Annotated in this window: 20 protein-coding genes and 1 pseudogene; 15 read left to right on the top strand and 6 right to left on the bottom strand. The window is 60.2% G+C overall.

Translation table 11 applies throughout. The features are described from left to right. The first annotated feature begins 282 nt into the window (after positions 1-282). On the top strand, positions 283-1,872 hold the full coding sequence (locus BLU24_RS02025; RefSeq protein ID WP_093096960.1) for an ABC transporter substrate-binding protein: 1,590 nt from the start codon (positions 283-285) through the stop codon (positions 1,870-1,872). A 76-nt stretch (positions 1,873-1,948) separates the two neighbouring features. Here BLU24_RS02025 and radC read toward each other — a convergent pair whose 3' ends face one another. Beyond that, positions 1,949-2,623: a RadC family protein gene (radC, locus tag BLU24_RS02020; protein ID WP_090287512.1), complete on the bottom strand. Its 675-nt coding sequence runs from the start codon at positions 2,621-2,623 to the stop codon at positions 1,949-1,951. Positions 2,624-2,756: 133 nt separating this feature from the next. Between radC and coaBC the strand changes: the two genes are divergently transcribed. The 4 genes and pseudogenes from coaBC (at position 2,757) to argB (ending at position 6,990) form a co-directional block, all read left to right on the top strand. Further along, the gene (gene coaBC / locus BLU24_RS02015; RefSeq protein WP_090287515.1) at positions 2,757-3,965 is read left to right on the top strand and encodes a bifunctional phosphopantothenoylcysteine decarboxylase/phosphopantothenate--cysteine ligase CoaBC; all 1,209 of its coding nucleotides are present in this window, start codon (positions 2,757-2,759) and stop codon (positions 3,963-3,965) included. Between the two features lie 5 nt (positions 3,966-3,970). Further along, the gene (gene dut, locus BLU24_RS02010; RefSeq protein ID WP_093096957.1) at positions 3,971-4,426 is read left to right on the top strand and encodes a dUTP diphosphatase; all 456 of its coding nucleotides are present in this window, start codon (positions 3,971-3,973) and stop codon (positions 4,424-4,426) included. A 264-nt stretch (positions 4,427-4,690) separates the two neighbouring features. Next, positions 4,691-6,067, top strand: a pseudogene (locus tag BLU24_RS02005) (phosphomannomutase/phosphoglucomutase); the annotation flags it as partial. Between the two features lie 17 nt (positions 6,068-6,084). Continuing rightward, the gene (argB, locus tag BLU24_RS02000) at positions 6,085-6,990 is read left to right on the top strand and encodes an acetylglutamate kinase (protein ID WP_016772548.1); all 906 of its coding nucleotides are present in this window, start codon (positions 6,085-6,087) and stop codon (positions 6,988-6,990) included. A 183-nt stretch (positions 6,991-7,173) separates the two neighbouring features. On the opposite strand, the gene pyrE is transcribed toward argB, so the two are convergent. Continuing rightward, positions 7,174-7,818: an orotate phosphoribosyltransferase gene (gene pyrE, locus BLU24_RS01990; protein WP_090287521.1), complete on the bottom strand. Its 645-nt coding sequence runs from the start codon at positions 7,816-7,818 to the stop codon at positions 7,174-7,176. Between the two features lie 82 nt (positions 7,819-7,900). On the opposite strand from pyrE, the gene BLU24_RS01985 reads away from it, so the two are divergent. After that, on the top strand, positions 7,901-8,680 hold the full coding sequence (locus BLU24_RS01985; protein ID WP_007920349.1) for an exodeoxyribonuclease III: 780 nt from the start codon (positions 7,901-7,903) through the stop codon (positions 8,678-8,680). Positions 8,681-8,756: 76 nt separating this feature from the next. Here BLU24_RS01985 and gltS read toward each other — a convergent pair whose 3' ends face one another. From gltS to rph, 3 genes are all read right to left on the bottom strand, one after another. Continuing rightward, entirely contained in the window at positions 8,757-9,965 is a 1,209-nt protein-coding gene (gene gltS, locus BLU24_RS01980; protein ID WP_093096947.1) for a sodium/glutamate symporter, read from the bottom strand. Positions 9,966-10,332: 367 nt separating this feature from the next. Next, the gene (locus BLU24_RS01975; protein WP_090287525.1) at positions 10,333-10,701 is read right to left on the bottom strand and encodes a DUF4870 domain-containing protein; all 369 of its coding nucleotides are present in this window, start codon (positions 10,699-10,701) and stop codon (positions 10,333-10,335) included. Positions 10,702-10,729: 28 nt separating this feature from the next. Further along, positions 10,730-11,452 (bottom strand): ribonuclease PH, encoded by a 723-nt coding sequence (gene rph / locus BLU24_RS01970; protein ID WP_090287527.1) that lies wholly within the window; start codon positions 11,450-11,452, stop codon positions 10,730-10,732. A 269-nt stretch (positions 11,453-11,721) separates the two neighbouring features. Here rph and BLU24_RS01965 point away from each other — a divergent pair, with 269 nt between their 5' ends. The 6 genes from BLU24_RS01965 to BLU24_RS01940 all read left to right on the top strand — a co-directional run bounded on the left by BLU24_RS01965 (position 11,722) and on the right by BLU24_RS01940 (position 17,026). Continuing rightward, entirely contained in the window at positions 11,722-12,585 is an 864-nt protein-coding gene (locus tag BLU24_RS01965; RefSeq protein WP_093096944.1) for a YicC/YloC family endoribonuclease, read from the top strand. Between the two features lie 12 nt (positions 12,586-12,597). Continuing rightward, positions 12,598-13,218 carry a guanylate kinase gene (gene gmk, locus BLU24_RS01960; protein WP_039757364.1) on the top strand — a complete coding sequence of 207 codons (621 nt, stop codon included), beginning with the start codon at positions 12,598-12,600 and terminating at the stop codon, positions 13,216-13,218. A 168-nt stretch (positions 13,219-13,386) separates the two neighbouring features. Further along, on the top strand, positions 13,387-13,650 hold the full coding sequence (rpoZ, locus tag BLU24_RS01955; RefSeq protein ID WP_039757363.1) for a DNA-directed RNA polymerase subunit omega: 264 nt from the start codon (positions 13,387-13,389) through the stop codon (positions 13,648-13,650). A gap of 57 nt (positions 13,651-13,707) precedes the next feature. Further along, on the top strand, positions 13,708-15,813 hold the full coding sequence (gene spoT, locus BLU24_RS01950; protein WP_090287531.1) for a bifunctional GTP diphosphokinase/guanosine-3',5'-bis pyrophosphate 3'-pyrophosphohydrolase: 2,106 nt from the start codon (positions 13,708-13,710) through the stop codon (positions 15,811-15,813). Positions 15,814-15,837: 24 nt separating this feature from the next. After that, positions 15,838-16,218: a RidA family protein gene (locus tag BLU24_RS01945; RefSeq protein WP_003229509.1), complete on the top strand. Its 381-nt coding sequence runs from the start codon at positions 15,838-15,840 to the stop codon at positions 16,216-16,218. A gap of 67 nt (positions 16,219-16,285) precedes the next feature. Further along, a complete protein-coding gene (locus tag BLU24_RS01940) occupies positions 16,286-17,026 on the top strand; it encodes a hypothetical protein (protein ID WP_093096941.1) in 741 nt (246 codons plus the stop codon). A gap of 138 nt (positions 17,027-17,164) precedes the next feature. Here the strand turns inward: BLU24_RS01940 and BLU24_RS01935 are convergent, their stop codons facing one another. Next, a complete protein-coding gene (locus tag BLU24_RS01935) occupies positions 17,165-18,022 on the bottom strand; it encodes an SDR family oxidoreductase (RefSeq protein ID WP_093096938.1) in 858 nt (285 codons plus the stop codon). A 188-nt stretch (positions 18,023-18,210) separates the two neighbouring features. On the opposite strand from BLU24_RS01935, the gene exbB reads away from it, so the two are divergent. From exbB to BLU24_RS01920, 3 genes are read left to right on the top strand one after another with little or no spacing between them, the layout of a single operon-like run. After that, positions 18,211-19,164, top strand: a complete 954-nt coding sequence (exbB, locus tag BLU24_RS01930) for a tonB-system energizer ExbB (protein WP_093096935.1) — start codon at positions 18,211-18,213, stop codon at positions 19,162-19,164. 6 nt (positions 19,165-19,170) lie between these two features. Continuing rightward, positions 19,171-19,599: a TonB system transport protein ExbD gene (exbD, locus tag BLU24_RS01925; protein WP_090287539.1), complete on the top strand. Its 429-nt coding sequence runs from the start codon at positions 19,171-19,173 to the stop codon at positions 19,597-19,599. Continuing rightward, positions 19,596-20,342, top strand: coding sequence for a TonB family protein (locus BLU24_RS01920; RefSeq protein WP_090287542.1), 747 nt, complete (start codon positions 19,596-19,598; stop codon positions 20,340-20,342). The genes exbD and BLU24_RS01920 overlap by 4 nt, the downstream gene beginning before the upstream one ends. The last annotated feature ends 273 nt before the right edge of the window (positions 20,343-20,615 follow it).

The following is a 20,615-nucleotide window of genomic DNA, read 5'->3' as shown; positions in this document are numbered from 1 at the left end:
GGGGTGCAACAACAATCGGTGTGCAATCAATCGGCAAAAAGGCGTTTTTTTAGCCTGCGGATCCCTTGGATAAAGGCTGACGGCGATTTTTACCACTCGTCGTAGAAAATCCCCTGCAACGACATTTCAGACGTTTTCCTGCGCACCGCCACCTGAAACAGTGTCGTCGCGGCGCGCGGAAAATACAAAAAGGGGATAGTCATTTGCAATTCAGACCTCTAGGGTAGGACTTTTCCAGACTGCACTTGCAGATGGGCCTTCGATCTGTAAAGGAAACCGACCATGCGCCTCGCTGCCCTACCCCTGTTGCTTGCCCCGCTGTTGCTAAGCCCTTTGGCCCAGGCCGCCGCGCTGAGCGTGTGTACCGAGGCCAGCCCCGAAGGGTTCGATGTGGTGCAGTACAACTCGCTGACCACCACCAACGCCTCGGCAGACGTGCTGATGAATCGTCTGGTCGATTTCGACACCGCCAGCGGCAAGGTCATCCCGAGCCTGGCCGACAGCTGGGAAGTCAGCACTGATGGGCTGACGTATGTATTCAAGCTGCATCCGCAGGTGAAGTTTCACACCACCGACTATTTCAAACCGAGCCGTGAGCTGACCGCCGAAGACGTCAAGTTCAGCTTCGATCGCATGCTCGACCCGGCCAACCCGTGGCACAAAGTCGCGCAGAGCGGCTTCCCCCACGCGCAGTCAATGCAATTGCCAGCGCTGATCAAGAAAATCGATGCACTCGATCCGCTGACCGTACGCTTCACCCTTGATCACCCGGATTCGACCTTCCTCGCCACCCTGAGCATGGGTTTCGCCTCGATTTACTCAGCCGAGTACGCCGACAAGTTGATGAGGGCCGGCGCGACCGACAAGCTCAACAGCCAGCCGATCGGCACCGGCCCGTTCATCTTCAATCGCTTCCAGAAAGACGCGGCGATCCGCTACAAGGCCAACCCCGACTACTTCCGTGGCAAACCTGCGGTCGACCCACTGATCTTCGCCATCACCCCGGACGCCAACGTGCGCCTGCAAAAGCTGCGGCGTAATGAATGCCAGATCGCCCTGTCGCCGAAACCTCTCGACGTACAGGCAGCGCTGAAAGAGCCGACACTGAAAGTCGAAAAGACTGACGCGTTCATGACCGCTTTCGTCGGCATCAACAGCCAGCATCCACCGCTGGACAAGCCGGAAGTGCGCCAGGCCATCAACCTGGCCTTCGACAAGGCCAATTACATCAAGGCTGTGTTCGAAGACACCGCCGAAGCGGCCAATGGCCCGTATCCGCCGAATACCTGGAGCTACGCGAAGAGCCTGCCGGGCTACCCGCACGACGTGGCGAAGGCCAAGGCGCTGCTGGCCAAGGCCGGGCTGAAGGACGGTTTCCAGACCACAATCTGGACGCGGCCGTCAGGCAGCCTGCTCAACCCGAACCCAAGTCTGGGCGCGCAGATGTTGCAGTCGGACCTGGCTGAAATCGGCATTCAGGCGGAGATCCGCGTGATCGAATGGGGCGAGCTGATTCGCCGCGCCAAGGCTGGCGAGCACGATCTGCTGTTCATGGGCTGGGCTGGCGACAATGGCGACCCGGACAACTTCCTCACGCCACAGTTTTCCTGCGCGGCGGTCAAATCCGGCACCAATTTCGCCCGCTACTGCAATGCCGATCTGGACAAGCTGATCAGCGCGGGCAAGACCACCAGCGAACAAGGCGTGCGCACCAAACTATATGAACAGGCGCAGGCGCAGATTCAGCAACAGGCATTGTGGCTACCGCTGGCGCACCCGACGGCGTATGCGCTGACGCGTAAAGACGTGCAGGGTTACTCCGTCAGCCCGTTCGGCCGCCAGGACTACTCCAGAATCAGCCTCAAGCCCTAAGCGGCAAGCCCCAAGCTAGAGCCGAACGCGCACGGCTCTAGCTTGCCGCTTGTAGCTGCATACTTGCCGCTGCCTTTTACATCCAGCCACACTCCGCCATCGACAGCGGCTCGCCATCGCCGACGATGAAGTGATCCAGTACGCGCACGTCGATCAGCTCCAGGGTCTTTTGCAGCCGCTTGGTCAGCAGCCGATCCGCCTGACTGGGGTCGGTATTGCCGGAGGGATGGTTGTGACACAGGATCACCGCCGCCGCGTTATTGGCCAGTGCGCGCTTCACCACTTCCCGGGGATGCACGCTGGTGTTGTCGATCGAGCCGCGAAACAGCGCCTCGAAATTCAGCACTTGGTGCTTGGAATCGAGAAACAGGCAGCCAAACACTTCGTGCGGTTCGTGCCGCAGCATCGCTTTCAGATAATCACGCACGACTTGCGGGTTCTCCAGTGCCGGTTTCTGCCGTGACCGTTCGGCCAGATGGCGCTTGCTCATTTCCTGTGCGGCTTGCAGTTGCGCATACTTCGCCGGCCCGAGCCCCATTTGTTTACTGAATGCGTCCTGATCGGCCTCAAGCAGTAAACGCAGGCTGCCGAATTGCTTCAGCAGATGTCGCGCCAGGTCCACAGCGCTGGTTCCGGGTACCCCGGTGCGCAGAAAAATCGCCAGCAACTCGGCGTCCGAGAGGCTCCCTGCCCCATGCTCCAACAACCTTTCCCGCGGCCGCTCCGCCGCCGGCCAATCGCGAATACTCATACACACTCCCTGTCTGTGGGCGCCGCTGTTCCGTAGCGGTCGCTGTGATATCGTAGCCCATCTTTTTTGCGCGCGATTCAACCCTGGGGAGGGGCGTCGCCGCGCAGTCATCAACGAAATGAAAGGCAGACCTATGCAGCGGCTGTATCGGAAACGCATCGTTCTGGGCGTCGGCGGCGGCATTGCGGCCTACAAGAGCGCCGATCTGGTTCGCCGCCTGATCGACCAGGGTGCCGAAGTGCGCGTGGTCATGACCCATGGCGGCGCCGAGTTCATCACCCCGCTGACCATGCAGGCCCTGTCCGGCCACCCGGTGCACCTCGACTTGCTCGACCCGGCCGCCGAAGCCGCGATGGGCCATATCGAACTGGCAAAATGGGCCGATCTGGTACTGATCGCCCCGGCCACCGCCGACCTGATCGCCCGTCTGGCGCAAGGCATCGCCAACGATCTGCTGACCACGCTGGTGCTGGCCACCGACGCCATCGTTGCCGTCGCACCGGCAATGAATCAAGCGATGTGGCGCGATCCGGCCACCCAGGCCAACCTGCAACTGCTCGAAAGCCGTGGCCTGAAGACCTTCGGCCCGGCGTCCGGCAGCCAGGCCTGTGGCGACGTCGGCATGGGCCGCATGATGGAAGCCACCGAGCTGGCGCTGCTCGCCGCCGACTGCTTCCAGCGTCAGGCACTGACCGGCAAGCATGTGGTGATTACCGCCGGCCCGACCCAGGAAAACATCGACCCGGTGCGCTACATCACCAACCACAGCTCCGGGAAAATGGGCTTTGCCCTCGCCGAAGCCGCAGTGGAAGCCGGCGCCCGCGTCACTCTGATCAGCGGCCCGGTGCACCTGCCAACTCCCGATCGCGTCACGCGCATCGACGTGGTCAGCGCCCGCGACATGCTCGCCGCCTGCGAGTCGGCGATTCCGTGCGACGTATTCATTGCTTCGGCAGCGGTTGCGGATTACCGCCCGGAAGTCGTTGCCCCGCAAAAGCTCAAGAAAGACCCTGCGAGCGGTGACGGTTTCGTCCTGCAAATGGTGCGCAACCCGGACATCCTCGCCAGTATCGCGACCCGTCCCGACCGTCCGTTCAGTGTCGGCTTCGCCGCCGAGACCGAACACCTGCTCGACTACGCTGCACGCAAGCTGAAGGACAAGAATCTCGATTTGATCGTCGCCAACGACGTCGCCAACCCGAGCATCGGTTTCAACAGCGAAGAAAACGCCTGCAGCGTCATTGACCGTGAGCTGCACGCCACGGTTTTCGCCCAGACCAGCAAGGGCAAGATCGCCCGCCAACTGGTCACTTTTATCGCCGAACGTCTGAACCAGGTTTAATTCACATGCACGCTTTGCAAGCCAAGATCCTCGACCCACGCATCGGCACCGACTTCCCGCTGCCGCAATACGCCACCCCAGGCTCCGCCGGCCTCGACCTGCGCGCCATGCTGGATCGGGACACCGTGATCAAGCCGGGTGAAACCGTGCTGATCCCCACTGGACTGTCGGTTTACATCGGCGACCCGAACCTCGCCGCGCTGATCCTGCCGCGCTCGGGCATGGGCCATAAACACGGCATCGTACTGGGCAACCTTGTCGGCCTGATCGACTCCGACTACCAGGGCCCGCTGATGGTGTCCTGCTGGAACCGTGGCCAAAGCGATTTCACCATGACCGTCGGCGAACGTCTGGCGCAACTGGTGTTGGTGCCGGTGGTGCAGGCGCACTTCGAAATGGTCGAGGAATTCGTCGAAACCGAACGCGGCACCGGCGGCTTCGGACATACCGGAACGAAGTGATCCGGTCGGCTGATCCTGTGGTGAGCCAGCCCGCTGGCGCACCACAAACCGAAATTGTCATCTGCAAGGTTTAGCGCGGTAAATCAAGGCATTGGCCGGCCAAAGCTCTGCTGCGCGGGGTGTCATGGCCCTTTCATAGCACGAACTCTCTGTGGAAAACGCCGTCATACCCTTCAGTTTGAGCCTGCCGTCGAACGATTCGTCGGCCTGTCCCGCCACTTTCCAGATGGAGCATTTGTGCAGATGAGCACTCCAGCCAAGATCGCCCCGACCCTCCCCGAGAGCATTTTCCGCGCCTATGACATTCGCGGCACCGTGCCGGATTTTCTCAACGGTGAAACCGCTTACTGGATTGGCCGCGCCATCGGCTCGCAGAGCCTGGCCCAGGGCGAGCCGAACGTGTCGGTCGGTCGTGACGGCCGCCTGTCCGGCCCGGAGCTGGTTGCCGAGCTGATTCGCGGCATCGCCGAGAGCGGTTGCCACGTCAGCGATGTCGGCCTGGTGCCGACGCCGGCGCTGTATTACGCGGCCAACGTGTTGGCCGGCAAGTCCGGCGTGATGTTGACCGGCAGCCACAACCCGTCGAACTACAACGGCTTTAAAATCGTCATCGCGGGCGACACCCTCGCCAACGAGCAGATTCAGGTGCTGCATCAGCGCATCAAGAACAACGACCTGAGCAGCGGCCAGGGCAGCGTTACCCAGGTTGAAATCCTCGACCGCTACAACACCGAAATCGTCCAGGACATCAAACTGGCCCGTCGCCTGAAAGTCGTGGTCGACTGCGGCAACGGTGCTGCCGGCGTGATCGCCCCGCAACTGATCGAAGCGCTGAACTGCGAAGTCATTCCGTTGTTCTGCGAAGTTGACGGCAACTTCCCCAACCATCACCCGGACCCGGGCAAGCCGGAAAACCTTGTCGACCTGATCGCCAAGGTCAAGGAAACCAACGCTGATATCGGCCTGGCCTTCGACGGCGACGGCGACCGTGTCGGCGTGGTAACCAACACCGGCAGCATCGTTTACCCGGATCGTTTGCTGATGCTGTTCGCCCGTGACGTAGTGGCACGCAACCCGGACGCGGAAATCATTTTCGACGTCAAATGCACCCGCCGCCTAGTGCCGCTGATCAAGGAATACGGTGGTCGGCCGCTAATGTGGAAGACCGGTCACTCGTTGATCAAAAAGAAAATGAAGCAATCCGGCGCACTGCTGGCCGGGGAAATGAGCGGGCACATCTTCTTCAAGGAACGCTGGTTCGGTTTCGACGACGGCATCTACAGCGCTGCACGCCTGCTGGAGATCCTCAGCAAGGAAAAATCCACCGCGGAAGAGCTGTTTGCGACCTTCCCGAACGATATTTCTACGCCGGAAATCAATATCCATGTGACCGAAGAGAGCAAATTCAGCATCATTGATGCACTGCACGATGCTCAGTGGGGTGAAGGCGCTGACCTGACCACCATCGACGGCGTGCGGGTCGATTACGCCAAAGGCTGGGGCCTGGTGCGCGCGTCCAACACCACTCCGGTGCTGGTGCTGCGCTTCGAGGCCGATGACGAGGCTGAATTGCAGCGCATCAAGGATGTGTTCCACGCCCAACTGAAACGCGTTGCACCTGATCTCCAACTACCGTTCTGATCCACCCGGAGCCCTGAATGACCCTCGAACGCGAAGCCGCCGCCAACACTGCCAAGGTCCTGTCCGAAGCACTGCCTTACATCCGACGTTATGTCGGCAAGACCCTGGTGATCAAATACGGCGGCAACGCGATGGAAAGCGAGGAGCTGAAAACCGGCTTCGCCCGCGACATCGTGCTGATGAAGGCCGTGGGCATCAACCCGGTGGTGGTACACGGTGGCGGCCCGCAGATCGGTGATCTGCTCAAGCGCCTGTCGATCGAGAGCCATTTCGTCGACGGCATGCGCGTGACCGACGCGGCGACCATGGACGTGGTCGAAATGGTCTTGGGTGGTCAGGTCAACAAGAGCATCGTCAACCTGATCAACCGCCACGGCGGCAGCGCCATCGGCCTGACCGGTAAAGACGCCGGGCTGATTCGCGCGAAGAAGCTCACCGTGTCCCGCCAGACCCCGGAGATGACCCAACCGGAAATCATCGACATCGGTCATGTCGGCGAAGTGGTCGGGATCAACACCGAGCTGCTGAACCTGCTGGTCAAAGGCAACTTCATTCCGGTGATCGCGCCGATCGGCGTAGGTGAGAACGGCGAGTCGTACAACATCAACGCTGACCTGGTGGCCGGCAAGGTTGCCGAAGCGCTGAAAGCCGAGAAACTGATGCTGTTGACCAACATCGCCGGCCTGATGGACAAGTCGGGCACGGTGTTGACCGGTCTGAGCACGCAGCAGGTCGACGATCTGATCGCTGACGGCACCATCTACGGCGGCATGCTGCCGAAGATCCGTTGCGCGCTGGAAGCGGTTCAGGGCGGCGTGGGTAGTTCGTTGATCATCGACGGGCGTGTACCGAATGCGATTCTGCTGGAAATCTTCACCGACACCGGTGTGGGTACGCTGATCAGCAATCGCAAGCGTCCGTAAGCGATCGTGCAAACAAAAAGCCCCCGCTCAGTCTGACTGAGCGGGGGCTTTTTTTGCTGCAAAACCCAAGTGGAAAAACCCATGTGGGAGCGAGCCTGCTCGCGAATACCGACTTCCATTCAACATTGATGTCGACTGGCAGGACGCTTTCGCGAGCAGGCTCGCTCCCACAAAAGCCGGCGCTTAGACGCCGAACTGGGCGCGATACGCTTCCACGGCCGGCAGGTGCTGCTTGAGCTGCGGGTCGTCAGCGAGGAATTCCAGCACCTGATTCAGCGAAACAATGCTGATCACCGGAATACCGAAATCACGCTCGACTTCCTGGATCGCCGACAGTTCGCCGTTGCCGCGCTCCTGGCGGTTCAGAGCGATCAGCACACCGGCGGCCTTGGCGCCCTCCTGCGAGGCGATGATCTGCATCACTTCACGGATCGCGGTGCCGGCGGTGATCACGTCATCGATGATCAGCACGTCACCGGTCAGCGGCGCGCCAACCAGGCTGCCGCCTTCGCCGTGAGCCTTGGCTTCCTTGCGGTTGAAGCACCATGGCAGGTCGCGGTCATGGTGTTCGGCCAGCGCAACGGCAGTGGTCGCGGCCAACGGAATGCCTTTGTAGGCCGGGCCGAACAGGACGTCGAAAGGAATGCCGCTTTCGGCGATGGCGGCGGCGTAGAAACGCCCCAGCTGCGCCAGGGCCGAGCCCGAGTTGAACAGGCCGGCGTTGAAGAAGTAAGGACTGGTGCGCCCGGACTTCAGGGTGAACTCACCGAAGCGCAAAACGCCGCGATCGATGGCAAAACGAATGAAATCGCGCTGATACGCTTGCATGAAAAAAACCCCAAATACCACGGATTTAGCTAATTAGCTTGACGCCGTGTATCATACACGCACGCGATTTTTGGGGCCATTTATGCGGATCATCAGTGTGAACGTCAATGGTATTCAGGCGGCAGTCGAGCGCGGTTTGCTCAGTTGGCTGCAAGCACAGAATGCCGACGTCATCTGCCTGCAGGACACCCGTGCCTCCGCCTTTGAACTGGACGACCCAGCCTTCCAACTGGATGGCTACTTCCTTTATGCCTGCGATGCTGAAGTCCCTGCCCAAGGCGGCGTGGCTTTGTATTCGCGGTTGCAACCGAAGGCTGTCATCAGCGGTCTCGGTTTCGAGACGGCCGACCGCTACGGGCGCTACCTGCAAGCAGATTTCGACAAAGTCAGTATTGCCACCTTGCTGCTTCCTTCGGGGATGAACGGCGACGAGGACTTGAACCAGAAGTTCAAGCTCATGGACGACTTCGGCAAATATCTGGACAAACAGCGGCGCAAACGTCGCGAGTACATTTATTGTGGCTCGCTGTACGTGGCGCAGCAGAAGCTCGACATCAAGAACTGGCGCGACAGCCAGCAGTCTCCAGGCTTCCTGGCGCCGGAACGGGCCTGGATGGACGAGATTGTCGGCAACATGGGCTACGTCGATGCGTTGCGCGAAGTCAGCCGCGAAGGCGATCAATACAGCTGGTGGCCGGATAACGAACAGGCCGAGATGCTTAATCTGGGCTGGCGCTTCGATTATCAGATCCTGACACCGGGCCTGCGGCGCTTCGTGCGCAGCGCACGCCTGCCGCGTCAGCCACGGTTCTCGCAGCACGCACCGCTGATCGTCGACTACGACTGGACGCTGACCATCTAAGCGTCGGATCGCCGCCAGAAAAAATGCCCGCATCGTCTGATGCGGGCATTTTTTTCGTCTCGAACAAAGACGCGGCCTAGACAGCAGCGAACAACGGCAAGGCCAGATACAGCTTGATCACGATGACGTTGATGATGTCGATGAAGAACGCTCCGACCATCGGCACCACCAGAAAGGCAATCTGCGACGGCCCATAGCGCTGCGTCACCGCCTGCATGTTGGCGATGGCCGTAGGCGTGGCGCCCAGCCCGAAACCGCAATGCCCCGCTGCCAGCACGGCGGCATCATAGTTGCTGCCCATCACGCGGAATGTCACGAAGATTGCGAACAGCGCCATGACCAGCGCCTGCATAGCGAGGATGATAAAGATCGGCAAGGCCAGCGCCGCCAGATCCCACAACTTCAGCGACATCAGAGCAATCGCCAGAAACAGCGACAGACTGACGTTGCCGAGTACCGAAACCTCCCGTTCGAACACCTGATACAAGCCGAGTGCCGCGAGGCCGTTGCGCAACAGCACGCCCACGAACAGTACGCAGACAAACGCCGGCAACTCGAAGGCAGAGCCCTGCAGCAAGCCATTCAACAGATTGCCAGCCAGCAAACTGATCGCAATCAACGCCAGCGTTTCGACGAACGAAAACGGCGTGATCGAGCGCTCCTTGTTCGGCTGCTCAAAGCCTTTTGGCAGCCGCGGGGCTTGCTCCTGATTACCGCCCGGCACCTGCACCCGCTTGACCAGCAAGCGCGCAACCGGCCCGCCGATCAGTCCGCCGAGGACCAGACCGAACGTCGCCGAGGCGAGCGCCAGTTCCGAGGCGGAGGCCAGCCCATACTTTTCGCTGAACACCGTTCCCCAGGCAGCACCCGTACCATGCCCGCCCGCCAGGGTGATCGAACCGGTCAGCAGGCCCATCAGGGGATCAAGCCCAAGCAAGGTTGCCAGCCCAATACCCATCGCGTTCTGCACCACCAGCAAGCCGATGACGGCCAGCAGGAATATGCCGACAACGCGGCCGCCCTTTCTCAGGCTGGCGAGGTCGGCACTCAAGCCAATCGTGGCGAAGAAAGCCAACATCAACGGCGTTTGCAGAGAAGTATCAAAGCGCACTTCTATATCAAACGTGCGCAGTATCAATAACAGCACGGCGACGACCAGACCGCCCGCTACCGGTTCGGGAATATTGTAACTTCGCAGAAAGCCTGCACGCGCAACAAGTCCGCGCCCGAGTAATAACACTAGAGAAGCGGCCACGAGCGTGCCGTAAAAATCGAGCTGAATCATGTGGATTATTCTTGGCTGTGTATTCAGGAGGCGAGCGTTTACCTGGGCTCGACTCATGAACCGGCTGATTTTATCAACACTGATTACTGGAAAATTCAAGAGCCTTCGATGGCTTGAACATATCGAGATGTTTCAAAAGAAACATTACACCGAGCAACTTTAACAATCAGTTCGCACCAATAACAAGCACAGAAATAAACACTTGCCCATACAGTTGTGACTAAAAATGTAGCAATTTAATATTCATAAATAAATACTCGACCTTAAATCGATAACAGACTATTCCTACATCAGAAAACACTTTATTGAATTGTAAAAAAAGGCCCCGACAGGTCGGGGCTTTTTTATTGGGTGCCTCAGCGGGCCGTTACTTGATCAGCCGCCAGGTGAATGGATAACGGTAGGGAAATCCCTTATTGGCCTTCACCGCAGCGATGATCGGCATTATCAACGCACATATCACCACCGGAACAATCAAAACATACCCGATAAGCACCACCATTAGCCCCACGCTGATGAGCATGGCAATGGTCATGGTGATCTGAAAATTCAGCGCTTCCTTGCCCTGCGCATCGATAAACGGGTCAGCCTCGCGCTTCATCTGCCAGAGGATCAGCGGACCGAGCAGACTTCCAAAGGGAAACACGCTACCCAGAAAGCTGGACAAGTGACAAAACATCGCCCACTGGCGAATCTCCTGACTCGGTTTGGGCAGCACGTCTTGCTTGTCACTCATCGCGTCCTCCTTGCGGCTGCGAATTGGCTCAGTCGGCCAATGCGGCTTTTTGCAGTTCGAAAATCTCGTTCATGCCTTTCTTCGCCAGTTCCAGCATGGCATTCAAATCTTCAGGCTGGAACGGCGCGCCCTCAGCGGTGCCCTGCACCTCGATGAAACCACCGGTGCTGGTCATCACCACGTTCAGATCGGTTTCGGCAGCGGAATCTTCCAGATAGTCGAGATCCAGCACCGCCTCGCCCTGATACATGCCAACCGATACCGCGCCGATCATCTGCTTGAGCGGGTCGCCGCCCTTCAGGCCGCCACGTTTCTTGATCACTTTCAGTGCGTCGACCAGCGCGACCATGGCACCGGTGATGGACGCCGTACGCGTGCCGCCGTCAGCCTGGATCACGTCGCAGTCAACGTAAAGGGTCACGTCGCCCAGCTTGGACATGTCCAGCGCCGCGCGCAGGGAGCGGCCGATCAGGCGCTGGATTTCCAGGGTACGACCGCCCTGCTTGCCGCGGCTCGCTTCACGCTGGTTACGCTCGCCAGTGGCGCGCGGCAGCATGCCGTATTCAGCGGTCAGCCAGCCCTGGCCCTGACCTTTGAGAAACCGCGGCACGCCGTTTTCGACGCTGACGGTGCAGATGACTTTGGTATCACCGAATTCGACCAGCACCGATCCTTCGGCGTGTTTGGTGTAGTTGCGGGTAATGCGGATCGAGCGGAGCTGATCGGCAGCGCGACCACTTGGACGTTTCATAGGAAATACCTGTACTGAGGACGGAAAACTACCGGGCATTATAGAGCGGTGCACCGCGCCTGGGCACTGGTTAAAAAGCCGGGGCGACCGGTGAAGGTTGTGAAACGCACGTTACCGACGGGCTGCAGCGCTTTGTCACACCGTGTGTTTGGGCGCATTCGCTGCACTGCGCTACAATCCTGCGCCTTTGCTGCCAGTCGGCTTACATTCATTGATATCGCGCCTGCGGAAATCCCTGCTGCGCCGATCTGCATTGCGAGGTCACCGCCATGGTGCACAGCATGACCGCCTTCGCCCGCGTCGAGAAAGCCGGCGTCCAGGGCACCCTGAGCTGGGAATTGCGCTCGGTCAACAGCCGCTATCTGGAACCGCACCTGCGTTTGCCCGAATCTTTTCGCGACCTCGAAGGCGCCGTCCGTGAGGCGCTGCGTCAGGGCCTGTCGCGAGGCAAACTGGAGTGCACGCTGCGCTTCACCGAGGAGAGCACCGGCAAGCCGCTGCAAGTCGACCGCGAGCGCGCCGCGCAACTGGTCGCCGCTGCGGAAACCGTTGCCGGCCTGATCAAGAATCCCGCTGCGCTGAATCCCTTGGAAGTGCTGGCCTGGCCGGGCGTGCTGGTGGCTGATGCGGCGGATCCACAAGCGCTGAACGCCGATGCGCTGGCGTTGTTCAATCAGGGCCTGAAAGAATTGAAGGCCGGCCGCGAGCGCGAAGGCGCGGAACTGGCCCGCTTGATCAACGATCGCCTGACTTCCATTGAGGAAGACGTAGTGACCCTGCGTGAACTGGTCCCGCAAATGCTCGCCACCCAGCGCCAGAAGGTCCTCGACCGCTTTGCCGACATGAAGGCCGAGCTGGACCCGCAGCGTCTGGAGCAGGAAATGGTCCTGCTCGCACAAAAAAGCGACGTCGCCGAAGAGCTGGATCGCCTGAGCACCCATATCATCGAAGTACGCCGGGTGCTCAGGTCCGGCGGTGCGGCCGGCCGCCGTCTCGACTTTCTGATGCAGGAACTCAACCGCGAAGCCAACACACTGGGCTCCAAAGCCTTCGACCCGCGCAGCACCCAGGCCGCCGTCAACCTCAAAGTGTTGATCGAGCAGATGCGCGAACAAGTGCAGAACATTGAGTAAGGCTACCCCGACATGACCCAACACACCGGCACCCTGTACATCATTTCCGCGCCATCGGGCGCAGGCAAGAGCAGCCTGGTCAAGGCGTTGACCGACGCTGACCCGGAGATCCGCGTTTCCGTCTCGCACACCACCCGCGCCATGCGTCCGGGCGAAGTGGACGGCGTGAATTATCACTTCGTGACCCGCGAAGAGTTCGTGAAAATGGGCGAACACGGCGACTTCCTCGAACGCGCCGAAGTGTTCGGCAACTTCTACGGCACCTCGCAAAGCCGCCTGCAGCAGACGCTGGACGAAGGCCATGACCTGATTCTGGAAATCGACTGGCAAGGCGCCGAGCAAGTGCGCAAGCTGATGCCGCAGGCACGCTCGATCTTCATTCTGCCGCCATCGCTGCAAGCGCTGCATCAGCGCCTGACGAACCGCGGTCAGGACAGTGACGAGATCATCGACGGGCGGATGCGCGAAGCGGTCAGCGAGATGAGCCACTACGTCGATTACGATTACCTCATCATCAACGACGATTTCGCCCACGCGCTGGACGATCTCAAGGCAATTTTCCGCGCCAATCAATTGCAGCAGAAGCGTCAACAGGTGCGTTTCGGCAAATTGCTGGCCGAACTGCTCGGTTAAAACAGCACTTCCCAAAATGCCTGCAAGCGCTTTACATTGGTGCTTGCAGCGCGTTGAAGGGTTTGGTCAAAAAATCAGCGCTTCCCTAATCGCTGGTGATTTTTTAAACTGCTGAGTCCGCTTGCCCATTCGGGCAGCGCGCATATTGCATTCGCTCCGAGGAATACCATGGCCCGCGTAACCGTTGAAGACTGCCTAGAACACGTGGAAAACCGCTTTGAGCTGGTCATGCTCTCTACCAAGCGTGCCCGTCAACTGGCCACCGGCGGCAAAGAGCCACTGGTTCAGTGGGAAAACGACAAGCCGACTGTTGTCGCGCTGCGTGAAATTGCTGAAGGCGTGATGAGCTACGAGTACATCGCCGAGCAGGAAATCGTCCAGGATGAGCCGCTGTTCGCAGCGTTCGAGGACGAGTCCAACGAGGCTGTCTAAGCCTATGCCTGGTCGACGTAGCACGGCGCGGGATCACAGCTTGCGGCAGGATTTATCATGCCGAGCATAGACGCCCTCGCCGATCGCTTATCGACCTACCTCGGCAACGACCAGGTCAACCTGGTCCGCCGAGCGTACTTCTACGCCGAACAAGCCCATGACGGTCAACGCCGTCGCAGCGGCGAGGCGTACGTCACGCATCCTCTTGCGGTGGCGAATATTCTTGCCGACATGCACATGGACCATCAGAGCCTGATGGCCGCGATGCTGCATGACGTGATCGAAGACACCGGTATCGCCAAAGAAGCGCTGCAAGCGCAGTTCGGTGAAACCGTGGCCGAACTGGTCGATGGGGTCAGCAAACTGACCCAGATGAACTTCGAGACCAAGGCCGAAGCCCAGGCAGAAAACTTCCAGAAGATGGCCATGGCCATGGCGCGCGACATTCGCGTGATCCTGGTCAAACTCGCCGACCGCCTGCACAACATGCGCACGCTGGAAGTGCTGTCCGGGGAAAAACGCCGGCGCATCGCCAAGGAAACCCTCGAAATCTACGCGCCCATTGCCAACCGCCTGGGCATGCACGCGATCCGTATCGAATTCGAAGACCTCGGTTTCAAGGCGATGCACCCGATGCGTTCCGCGCGGATCTATCAGGCGGTCAAGCGCGCCCGGGGCAACCGCAAGGAAATCGTCAACAAGATCGAAGAATCTCTTGGCCATTGCCTCGCCATCGACGGCATCGAGGGTGAAGTCAGCGGTCGCCAGAAACACCTCTACGGCATCTACAAGAAGATGCGCGGCAAGCGTCGGGCCTTCAACGAGATCATGGACGTCTACGCGTTCCGGATCATCGTCGACAAGGTCGATACCTGCTACCGCGTGCTTGGCGCTGTGCATAATTTGTACAAACCATTGCCGGGGCGCTTCAAGGATTACATCGCGATTCCCAAGGCCAACGGCTATCAGTCGCTACATACGACGCTGTTCGGCATGCACGGCGTACCGATCGAAATCCAGATCCGCACCCGCGAAATGGAAGAGATGGCCAACAACGGCATCGCCGCCCATTGGCTGTACAAGTCCAGCGGCGACGAGCAGCCGAAAGGCACGCATGCCCGCGCCCGCCAGTGGGTCAAAGGCGTGCTGGAAATGCAGCAACGCGCCGGCAACTCGCTGGAATTCATCGAAAGCGTAAAAATCGACCTGTTCCCGGACGAGGTCTACGTGTTCACGCCCAAGGGCCGGATCATGGAGTTGCCGAAAGGCTCCACCGCGGTCGACTTTGCCTACGCGGTGCACACTGACGTCGGCAACAGCTGCATCGCCTGCCGGATCAACCGCCGTCTCGCACCGCTGTCGGAACCGCTGCAAAGCGGCTCCACGGTCGAGATCGTCAGCGCTCCCGGCGCTCGGCCGAATCCGGCCTGGCTCAACTTCGTCGTTACCGGCAAGGCGCGCACGCATATTCGCCATGCGCTAAAACTGCAGCGCCGCTCCGAGTCCATCAGCCTCGGCGAGCGCCTGTTGAACAAGGTCCTGAACGGTTTCGACAGTTCGCTGGAGAAAATCCCGGCCGAACGCGTCAAGGCGATGCTCACCGAGTACCGCCTCGAACTGATCGAAGACCTGCTCGAAGACATCGGCCTGGGCAACCGCATGGCCTACGTGGTTGCCCGTCGCCTGCTCGGCGAAGGCGAGCAACTGCCAAGCCCGGAAGGCCCGCTGGCGATTCGCGGCACCGAAGGTCTGGTGCTCAGCTACGCCAAATGCTGCACGCCGATCCCGGGCGACCCGATTGTCGGCCACCTGTCGGCGGGCAAAGGCATGGTCGTGCACCTGGACAACTGCCGCAACATCAGCGAAATCCGGCACAACCCGGAAAAATGCATCCAGCTCTCGTGGGCCAAGGATGTTACCGGTGAATTCAACGTCGAACTGCGTGTCGAGCTGGAGCATCAGCGCGGCCTGATCGCCCTGCTGGCGAGCAGCGTCAACGCGGCCGACGGCAATATCGAAAAAATCAGCATGGACGAACGCGATGGTCGCATCAGCGTCGTGCAGCTGGTGGTCAGCGTCCACGACCGAGTGCACCTGGCTCGCGTGATCAAGAAGCTGCGCGCCTTGACCGGAGTGATCCGCATCACCCGCATGCGTGCATAACCTGCCTATTACAAGGAGTCATACATGACCAAAACCGTCATCACCAGCGACAAGGCCCCAGCCGCCATAGGTACTTACTCCCAGGCCATCAAGGCAGGCAACACGGTGTACATGTCGGGCCAGATCCCGTTGGACCCGAAAACCATGGAACTGGTCGAAGGCTTCGAAGCCCAGACCGTTCAGGTCTTCGAGAACCTCAAAGCCGTGGCCGAAGCCGCCGGCGGTTCGTTCAAGGACATCGTCAAACTGAACATCTTCCTCACCGACCTGAGCCACTTCGCCAAGGTCAACGAGATCATGGGCAAGTACTTCGACCAGCCGTACCCGGCCCGCGCCGCCATTGGCGTAGCAGCTCTGCCAAAGGGTTCGCAGGTTGAAATGGATGCCATTCTGGTCATCGAGTAATGCGCACGGCGCGGCCTGATCGCCGCGCCGATTGCCGTGCAAGAAAAGGTTTTGAAAGGACTCCACCATGCGCAAAGCGCTAGCTCTCTCGCTGCTCGCCATGTTCCTCGGCGGCTGCGCCAGCGACCCTGCCGATCGTGACATCAGCGGCATCTGGATCAATCAGGTGGCGATCGATGCCGCCGCCAAGGGCGGCCCCCTGCGCGAAGCGCTTCAGGCCTATGGCCCGAATCTGGAATGGGACGTCAACACCAAGGCCGGTCAGGCCCGCTACACCAACGGTTTCGAGAACGTCGAAGGACAACTGCTGGGCGAACAGTCCGGCGCCTGGAAAGTCGACTTCTATGGCAGCTCCGCCAGTGAGCTGAAGCGTGATGGCGAGCAACTGCAGCAAGCCGCCAGCGAGAACGAACCCGAGCAGGTGTTCGACCGCGCACAGATTCCGGTGTCGGAAGGCGCACCGATCGGCGCCAGTTTCGAACGTGCGCTGTATTCCGCCTACATGGGCGGCAACTGGACTATCGCCAGTGGTCAGGGCGAAGGCAACACCGTGCAGTTCCAGGCTGATGGCCAGGTTTCCGGTTTGCCGGGGGCCGACCGTTATGCCCTGTGCCTGGCGGGCGATTGCGCATCAATGAGCAGCACCAACGACAACATGTGGTTGCAACTCAACGGTCAAGGCAATGCCTACATCTTTGCGCGCAAGGGCAAGGAACTGGAGATTTTCCAGGCCGTGAACACCGCGCTGGCGGATGAAATGCCGCAGTACACGCCGGGCGAGCGCAAGTGGTTGCTGGAGAAGCAGTAACCGTCTCTGAGTTCGCCGCGATCCCCCTGTAGGAGTGAGCCTGCTCGCGATAACGGTGTATCAGTCAACACCGAGGTGTCTGATGCGCCGCTATCGCGAGCAGGCTCACTCCTACAGTTGTTTTGTGTTGTCAGGAAGTCAGCATTTGCCCTCAAGAATCGCTGCGTAGCCTTCGCGGTAGGTCGGATAAGTCGGCACCCAGCCCAACGCCTTCACCCGCGCATTGCTGCAACGCTTGCTACCGGTACGCCGCACGCTGGCGTCTTCGGCCCACTCGGTCACGTTCAGGTATTCGCGTAACCAGCCCACCACTTCTGCCAACGGCGCCGGCGCATCGTCGACGCCAATGTAAAAGTCTTCCAGCTTCACGCCCTGCCGATCCTTTTCCAGCAGAAACGCCAGCAGGCCGGCCGCGTCATCGGCATGGATGCGGTTGCCATACAGCGGCGGCTCGACCGCCACGCGATAACCGCGACGCACCTGGGTCAGCAACCACTCGCGGCCCGGCCCGTAGATGCCGGTCAGGCGCAGAACGCTGGCCGGGATGCTGCTGTTGAGCGCGACCTGCTCGGCTTCGAGCATCAAGCGACCTGAATAACCGGCCGCGACAGTCTCTGAGGTCTCATCGACCCACGCCCCGTCCTGCTGGCCATATACACTGCTGCTGGACACGAAGATCAGTCGCTCAGGCGCTTGCCCATAGTCGCCCAGCCAGCTCAGTACATTCTGCAAACCCTGCACGTAGGCTTTGCGATAGCCCTCTTCATCGTGCTCGGTGGCCGCAGCGCAATACACCAGGTAATCGATGGCACCGACCGGCCAATTCGCCGGGCACTCTTCGTTGAACAGGTCGCCAGCAACGCCTGTAACGCCGTCCGGCAGTCGCGACACATTGCGCCGCAGACCAAAAACGTCCCAGCCGGCAGCCAACAGTTGCGTGGCCAGACGACTGCCGACATCACCACAACCGGCAATCAAAACAGAAGGCGCGGACATCAGAAAACTCCCATCGGAAAGGCACAGACTAGCTCTGGCACAGGACGAACGGCTAGCGATCGCGGAAAAAAAGTTACTCTATTACTTTTGTTAACAAGAATTACTTGCAATAATGCACGTCACTTTTGTTCTCGGCCTCACGAGGCCTGGAAGAGCATCATCGTTTTTCAATCTCAGGTCCGGCCAGCATGACACGTAATCAAACTCCCGCTTCGCCAACCAATCGACCTCGCGCCTGGAGCGCGGTGGCGGCTCTGTTGCTCAGCCTGATGCTGGCATCGACCGCCGCATTCGCTGACGCCCAGGCCCCGACCACGCCAGCCGCTGCCGAGCAGAACGCACCCGCCGCCGCGCCAGTTGCACCGGCCGCCACCGATCCGGTGCAGAGCGTGCAAGCCGTCGACGCACCTGAAGTCCTCGAAGCCGACAACAGCCTGGGCATGGCCCACGACCTGTCGCCATGGGGCATGTACCAGAACGCCGACATCATCGTGAAAATCGTGATGATCGGTCTGGCCATCGCGTCGATCATCACCTGGACTATCTGGATCGCCAAAGGCTTTGAGCTGATGGGCGCCAAGCGTCGTCTGCGAGGCGAAATCGCTGCGCTGAAGAAAGCCGCCACGCTCAAGGAAGCCAGTGCCACTGCGGCGAAGGAAGGCACCCTCGCCAACCTGCTGGTGCACGACGCGCTCGAAGAGATGCGCCTGTCGGCCAACAGCCGCGAAAAAGAAGGCATCAAGGAACGCGTGAGCTTCCGCCTCGAGCGTCTGGTCGCGGCCTGCGGTCGCAACATGAGCAGCGGCACCGGCGTACTCGCCACCATCGGCTCCACCGCGCCGTTTGTCGGCCTGTTCGGTACCGTGTGGGGCATCATGAACTCCTTTATCGGCATCGCCAAAACCCAGACCACCAACCTCGCCGTCGTTGCCCCGGGTATCGCTGAAGCGCTGCTGGCCACCGCGCTGGGTCTGGTAGCTGCGATTCCTGCGGTGGTTATCTACAACGTCTTCGCCCGCTCCATCGCCGGTTACAAGGCGCAGGTGTCCGATGCGTCGGCAGAAGTGTTGCTGCTGGTCAGCCGCGACCTCGACCACCAGCCTGAGCGCAGCTCGCAGCCGCACATGGTCAAAGTGGGGTAATCGGCCATGGGCCTGCATTTGAAAGAAGGCGCAGACGACGATCTGGCCGAGAACCACGAAATCAACGTCACGCCGTTCATCGACGTGATGCTGGTGCTGTTGATCATCTTCATGGTGGCCGCGCCGTTGGCCACCGTGGACATCAAAGTCGACCTGCCCGCCTCGACCGCCAAACCAGCGCCGCGGCCGGAGAAACCGGTGTTCCTCAGTGTGAAAGCTGATCAGCGCCTGTTCCTCGGCGACGACGAAGTGAAGGCCGAAGCACTCGGCGCCACACTCGACGCCAAGACCCAGGGTAAGAAAGACACCACCATCTTCTTCCAGGCCGACAAAGGCGTGGATTACGGTGACCTGATGAGCGTGATGGATAACCTGCGCGCCGCCGGTTACCTGAAGGTCGGTCTGGTCGGTCTCGAGACGGCAGCCAAGAAATGATCAACACGCGCCATAAGCTGACGCGTTACAGCGGTAGCCTGGCCGTGGTGCTGGGCGTGCATGCGCTGGCCATCGCGCTGGCGCTGAACTGGACCACTCGCCCGCCCATCGAATTGCCGCCGCAGGCAATGATGGTCGAGCTGGCACCAGTGCCTGCCCCGCCACCGCCGGCTCCGCCGAAAGTCGTCACACCGCCACAGCCACCGGCTCCGGTGGAAGAGCTGCCGATGCCGAAACTGGCCGAAGCACCGAAAGCGGAAATCGCGGTACCGAAACCCAAGCCGAAGCCTAAGCCCAAGCCGCCGAAGCCGGTCGAGAAGAAGCTGCCTGACCCGCCGAAGGAAAAACCTTCCGAGGAAAAACCGGCCGACACCCAACCGACCCAGGCACCGACGGAGAAATCCGCCCAGCCGGCACCAGGCCCATCGCCAGCACAACTGGCGGCCAAGGCCAGTTGGCAAGGCACCCTGCTCGCGCATTTGCAGAAGTACAAGAAATACCCGCAAAGCGCACAGGCACGGGGCAAGGAAGGCTTGAATCGTCTGCGCTTCGTGGTCGACGGCGAAGGCAACGTGTTGTCGTTCGAACTGGTGGGCCGCTCCGGCAACGCTGATCTGGACCGGGCCACCCTGGACATGATCCGCCGCGCGCAACCGCTGCCCAAGCCACCGGCCGACATGCTGAACAATGGCTCGATCGAAATTGTTGCGCCGTTTGTTTACTCCCTCGAACGCCGCCGCTAAGTGACATCGCAATACCTGTGGGAGCTGGCTTGCCAGCGATAGCGGTGCGTCAGAGAAGTATTTGTTAGCTGACCCACCGCAATCGCTGGCAAGCCAGCTCCCACAAGGTTCTTCGCCAGCCGAGAGAACCAAGCCAAAAGGCACCCCAAAGGTGCCTTTCGCGTATCTGCCTGCGGCAAACCGACATCGCCCGGTGTCGCACTCAGCCCACAGTCTGATAACGTGCGTCTATCGATTGCAGCCGGTATGCTTGGCGCATCTTCATGGACGCTT

Origin of the sequence: Pseudomonas sp. Z003-0.4C(8344-21) (genome assembly GCF_900104975.1) — a bacterium.
Lineage (GTDB): Bacteria > Pseudomonadota > Gammaproteobacteria > Pseudomonadales > Pseudomonadaceae > Aquipseudomonas > Aquipseudomonas granadensis.
The sequence above is the reverse complement of the archived record's forward strand: the minus strand, read 5'-3'. Positions and strand labels throughout refer to the sequence as shown.

Bases quoted from the DNA above. Each gene is read 5' to 3' on its own strand.
- BLU24_RS02025 (WP_093096960.1), top strand. From the start codon at position 283: ATGCGCCTCGCTGCCCTACCCCTGTTGCTTGCCCCGCTGTTGCTAAGC.
- radC (WP_090287512.1), bottom strand. From the start codon at position 2,623: ATGAGTATTCGCGATTGGCCGGCGGCGGAGCGGCCGCGGGAAAGGTTG.
- coaBC (WP_090287515.1), top strand. From the start codon at position 2,757: ATGCAGCGGCTGTATCGGAAACGCATCGTTCTGGGCGTCGGCGGCGGC.
- dut (WP_093096957.1), top strand. From the start codon at position 3,971: ATGCACGCTTTGCAAGCCAAGATCCTCGACCCACGCATCGGCACCGAC.
- argB (WP_016772548.1), top strand. From the start codon at position 6,085: ATGACCCTCGAACGCGAAGCCGCCGCCAACACTGCCAAGGTCCTGTCC.
- pyrE (WP_090287521.1), bottom strand. From the start codon at position 7,818: ATGCAAGCGTATCAGCGCGATTTCATTCGTTTTGCCATCGATCGCGGC.
- BLU24_RS01985 (WP_007920349.1), top strand. From the start codon at position 7,901: ATGCGGATCATCAGTGTGAACGTCAATGGTATTCAGGCGGCAGTCGAG.
- gltS (WP_093096947.1), bottom strand. From the start codon at position 9,965: ATGATTCAGCTCGATTTTTACGGCACGCTCGTGGCCGCTTCTCTAGTG.
- BLU24_RS01975 (WP_090287525.1), bottom strand. From the start codon at position 10,701: ATGAGTGACAAGCAAGACGTGCTGCCCAAACCGAGTCAGGAGATTCGC.
- rph (WP_090287527.1), bottom strand. From the start codon at position 11,452: ATGAAACGTCCAAGTGGTCGCGCTGCCGATCAGCTCCGCTCGATCCGC.
- BLU24_RS01965 (WP_093096944.1), top strand. From the start codon at position 11,722: ATGGTGCACAGCATGACCGCCTTCGCCCGCGTCGAGAAAGCCGGCGTC.
- gmk (WP_039757364.1), top strand. From the start codon at position 12,598: ATGACCCAACACACCGGCACCCTGTACATCATTTCCGCGCCATCGGGC.
- rpoZ (WP_039757363.1), top strand. From the start codon at position 13,387: ATGGCCCGCGTAACCGTTGAAGACTGCCTAGAACACGTGGAAAACCGC.
- spoT (WP_090287531.1), top strand. From the start codon at position 13,708: ATGCCGAGCATAGACGCCCTCGCCGATCGCTTATCGACCTACCTCGGC.
- BLU24_RS01945 (WP_003229509.1), top strand. From the start codon at position 15,838: ATGACCAAAACCGTCATCACCAGCGACAAGGCCCCAGCCGCCATAGGT.
- BLU24_RS01940 (WP_093096941.1), top strand. From the start codon at position 16,286: ATGCGCAAAGCGCTAGCTCTCTCGCTGCTCGCCATGTTCCTCGGCGGC.
- BLU24_RS01935 (WP_093096938.1), bottom strand. From the start codon at position 18,022: ATGTCCGCGCCTTCTGTTTTGATTGCCGGTTGTGGTGATGTCGGCAGT.
- exbB (WP_093096935.1), top strand. From the start codon at position 18,211: ATGACACGTAATCAAACTCCCGCTTCGCCAACCAATCGACCTCGCGCC.
- exbD (WP_090287539.1), top strand. From the start codon at position 19,171: ATGGGCCTGCATTTGAAAGAAGGCGCAGACGACGATCTGGCCGAGAAC.
- BLU24_RS01920 (WP_090287542.1), top strand. From the start codon at position 19,596: ATGATCAACACGCGCCATAAGCTGACGCGTTACAGCGGTAGCCTGGCC.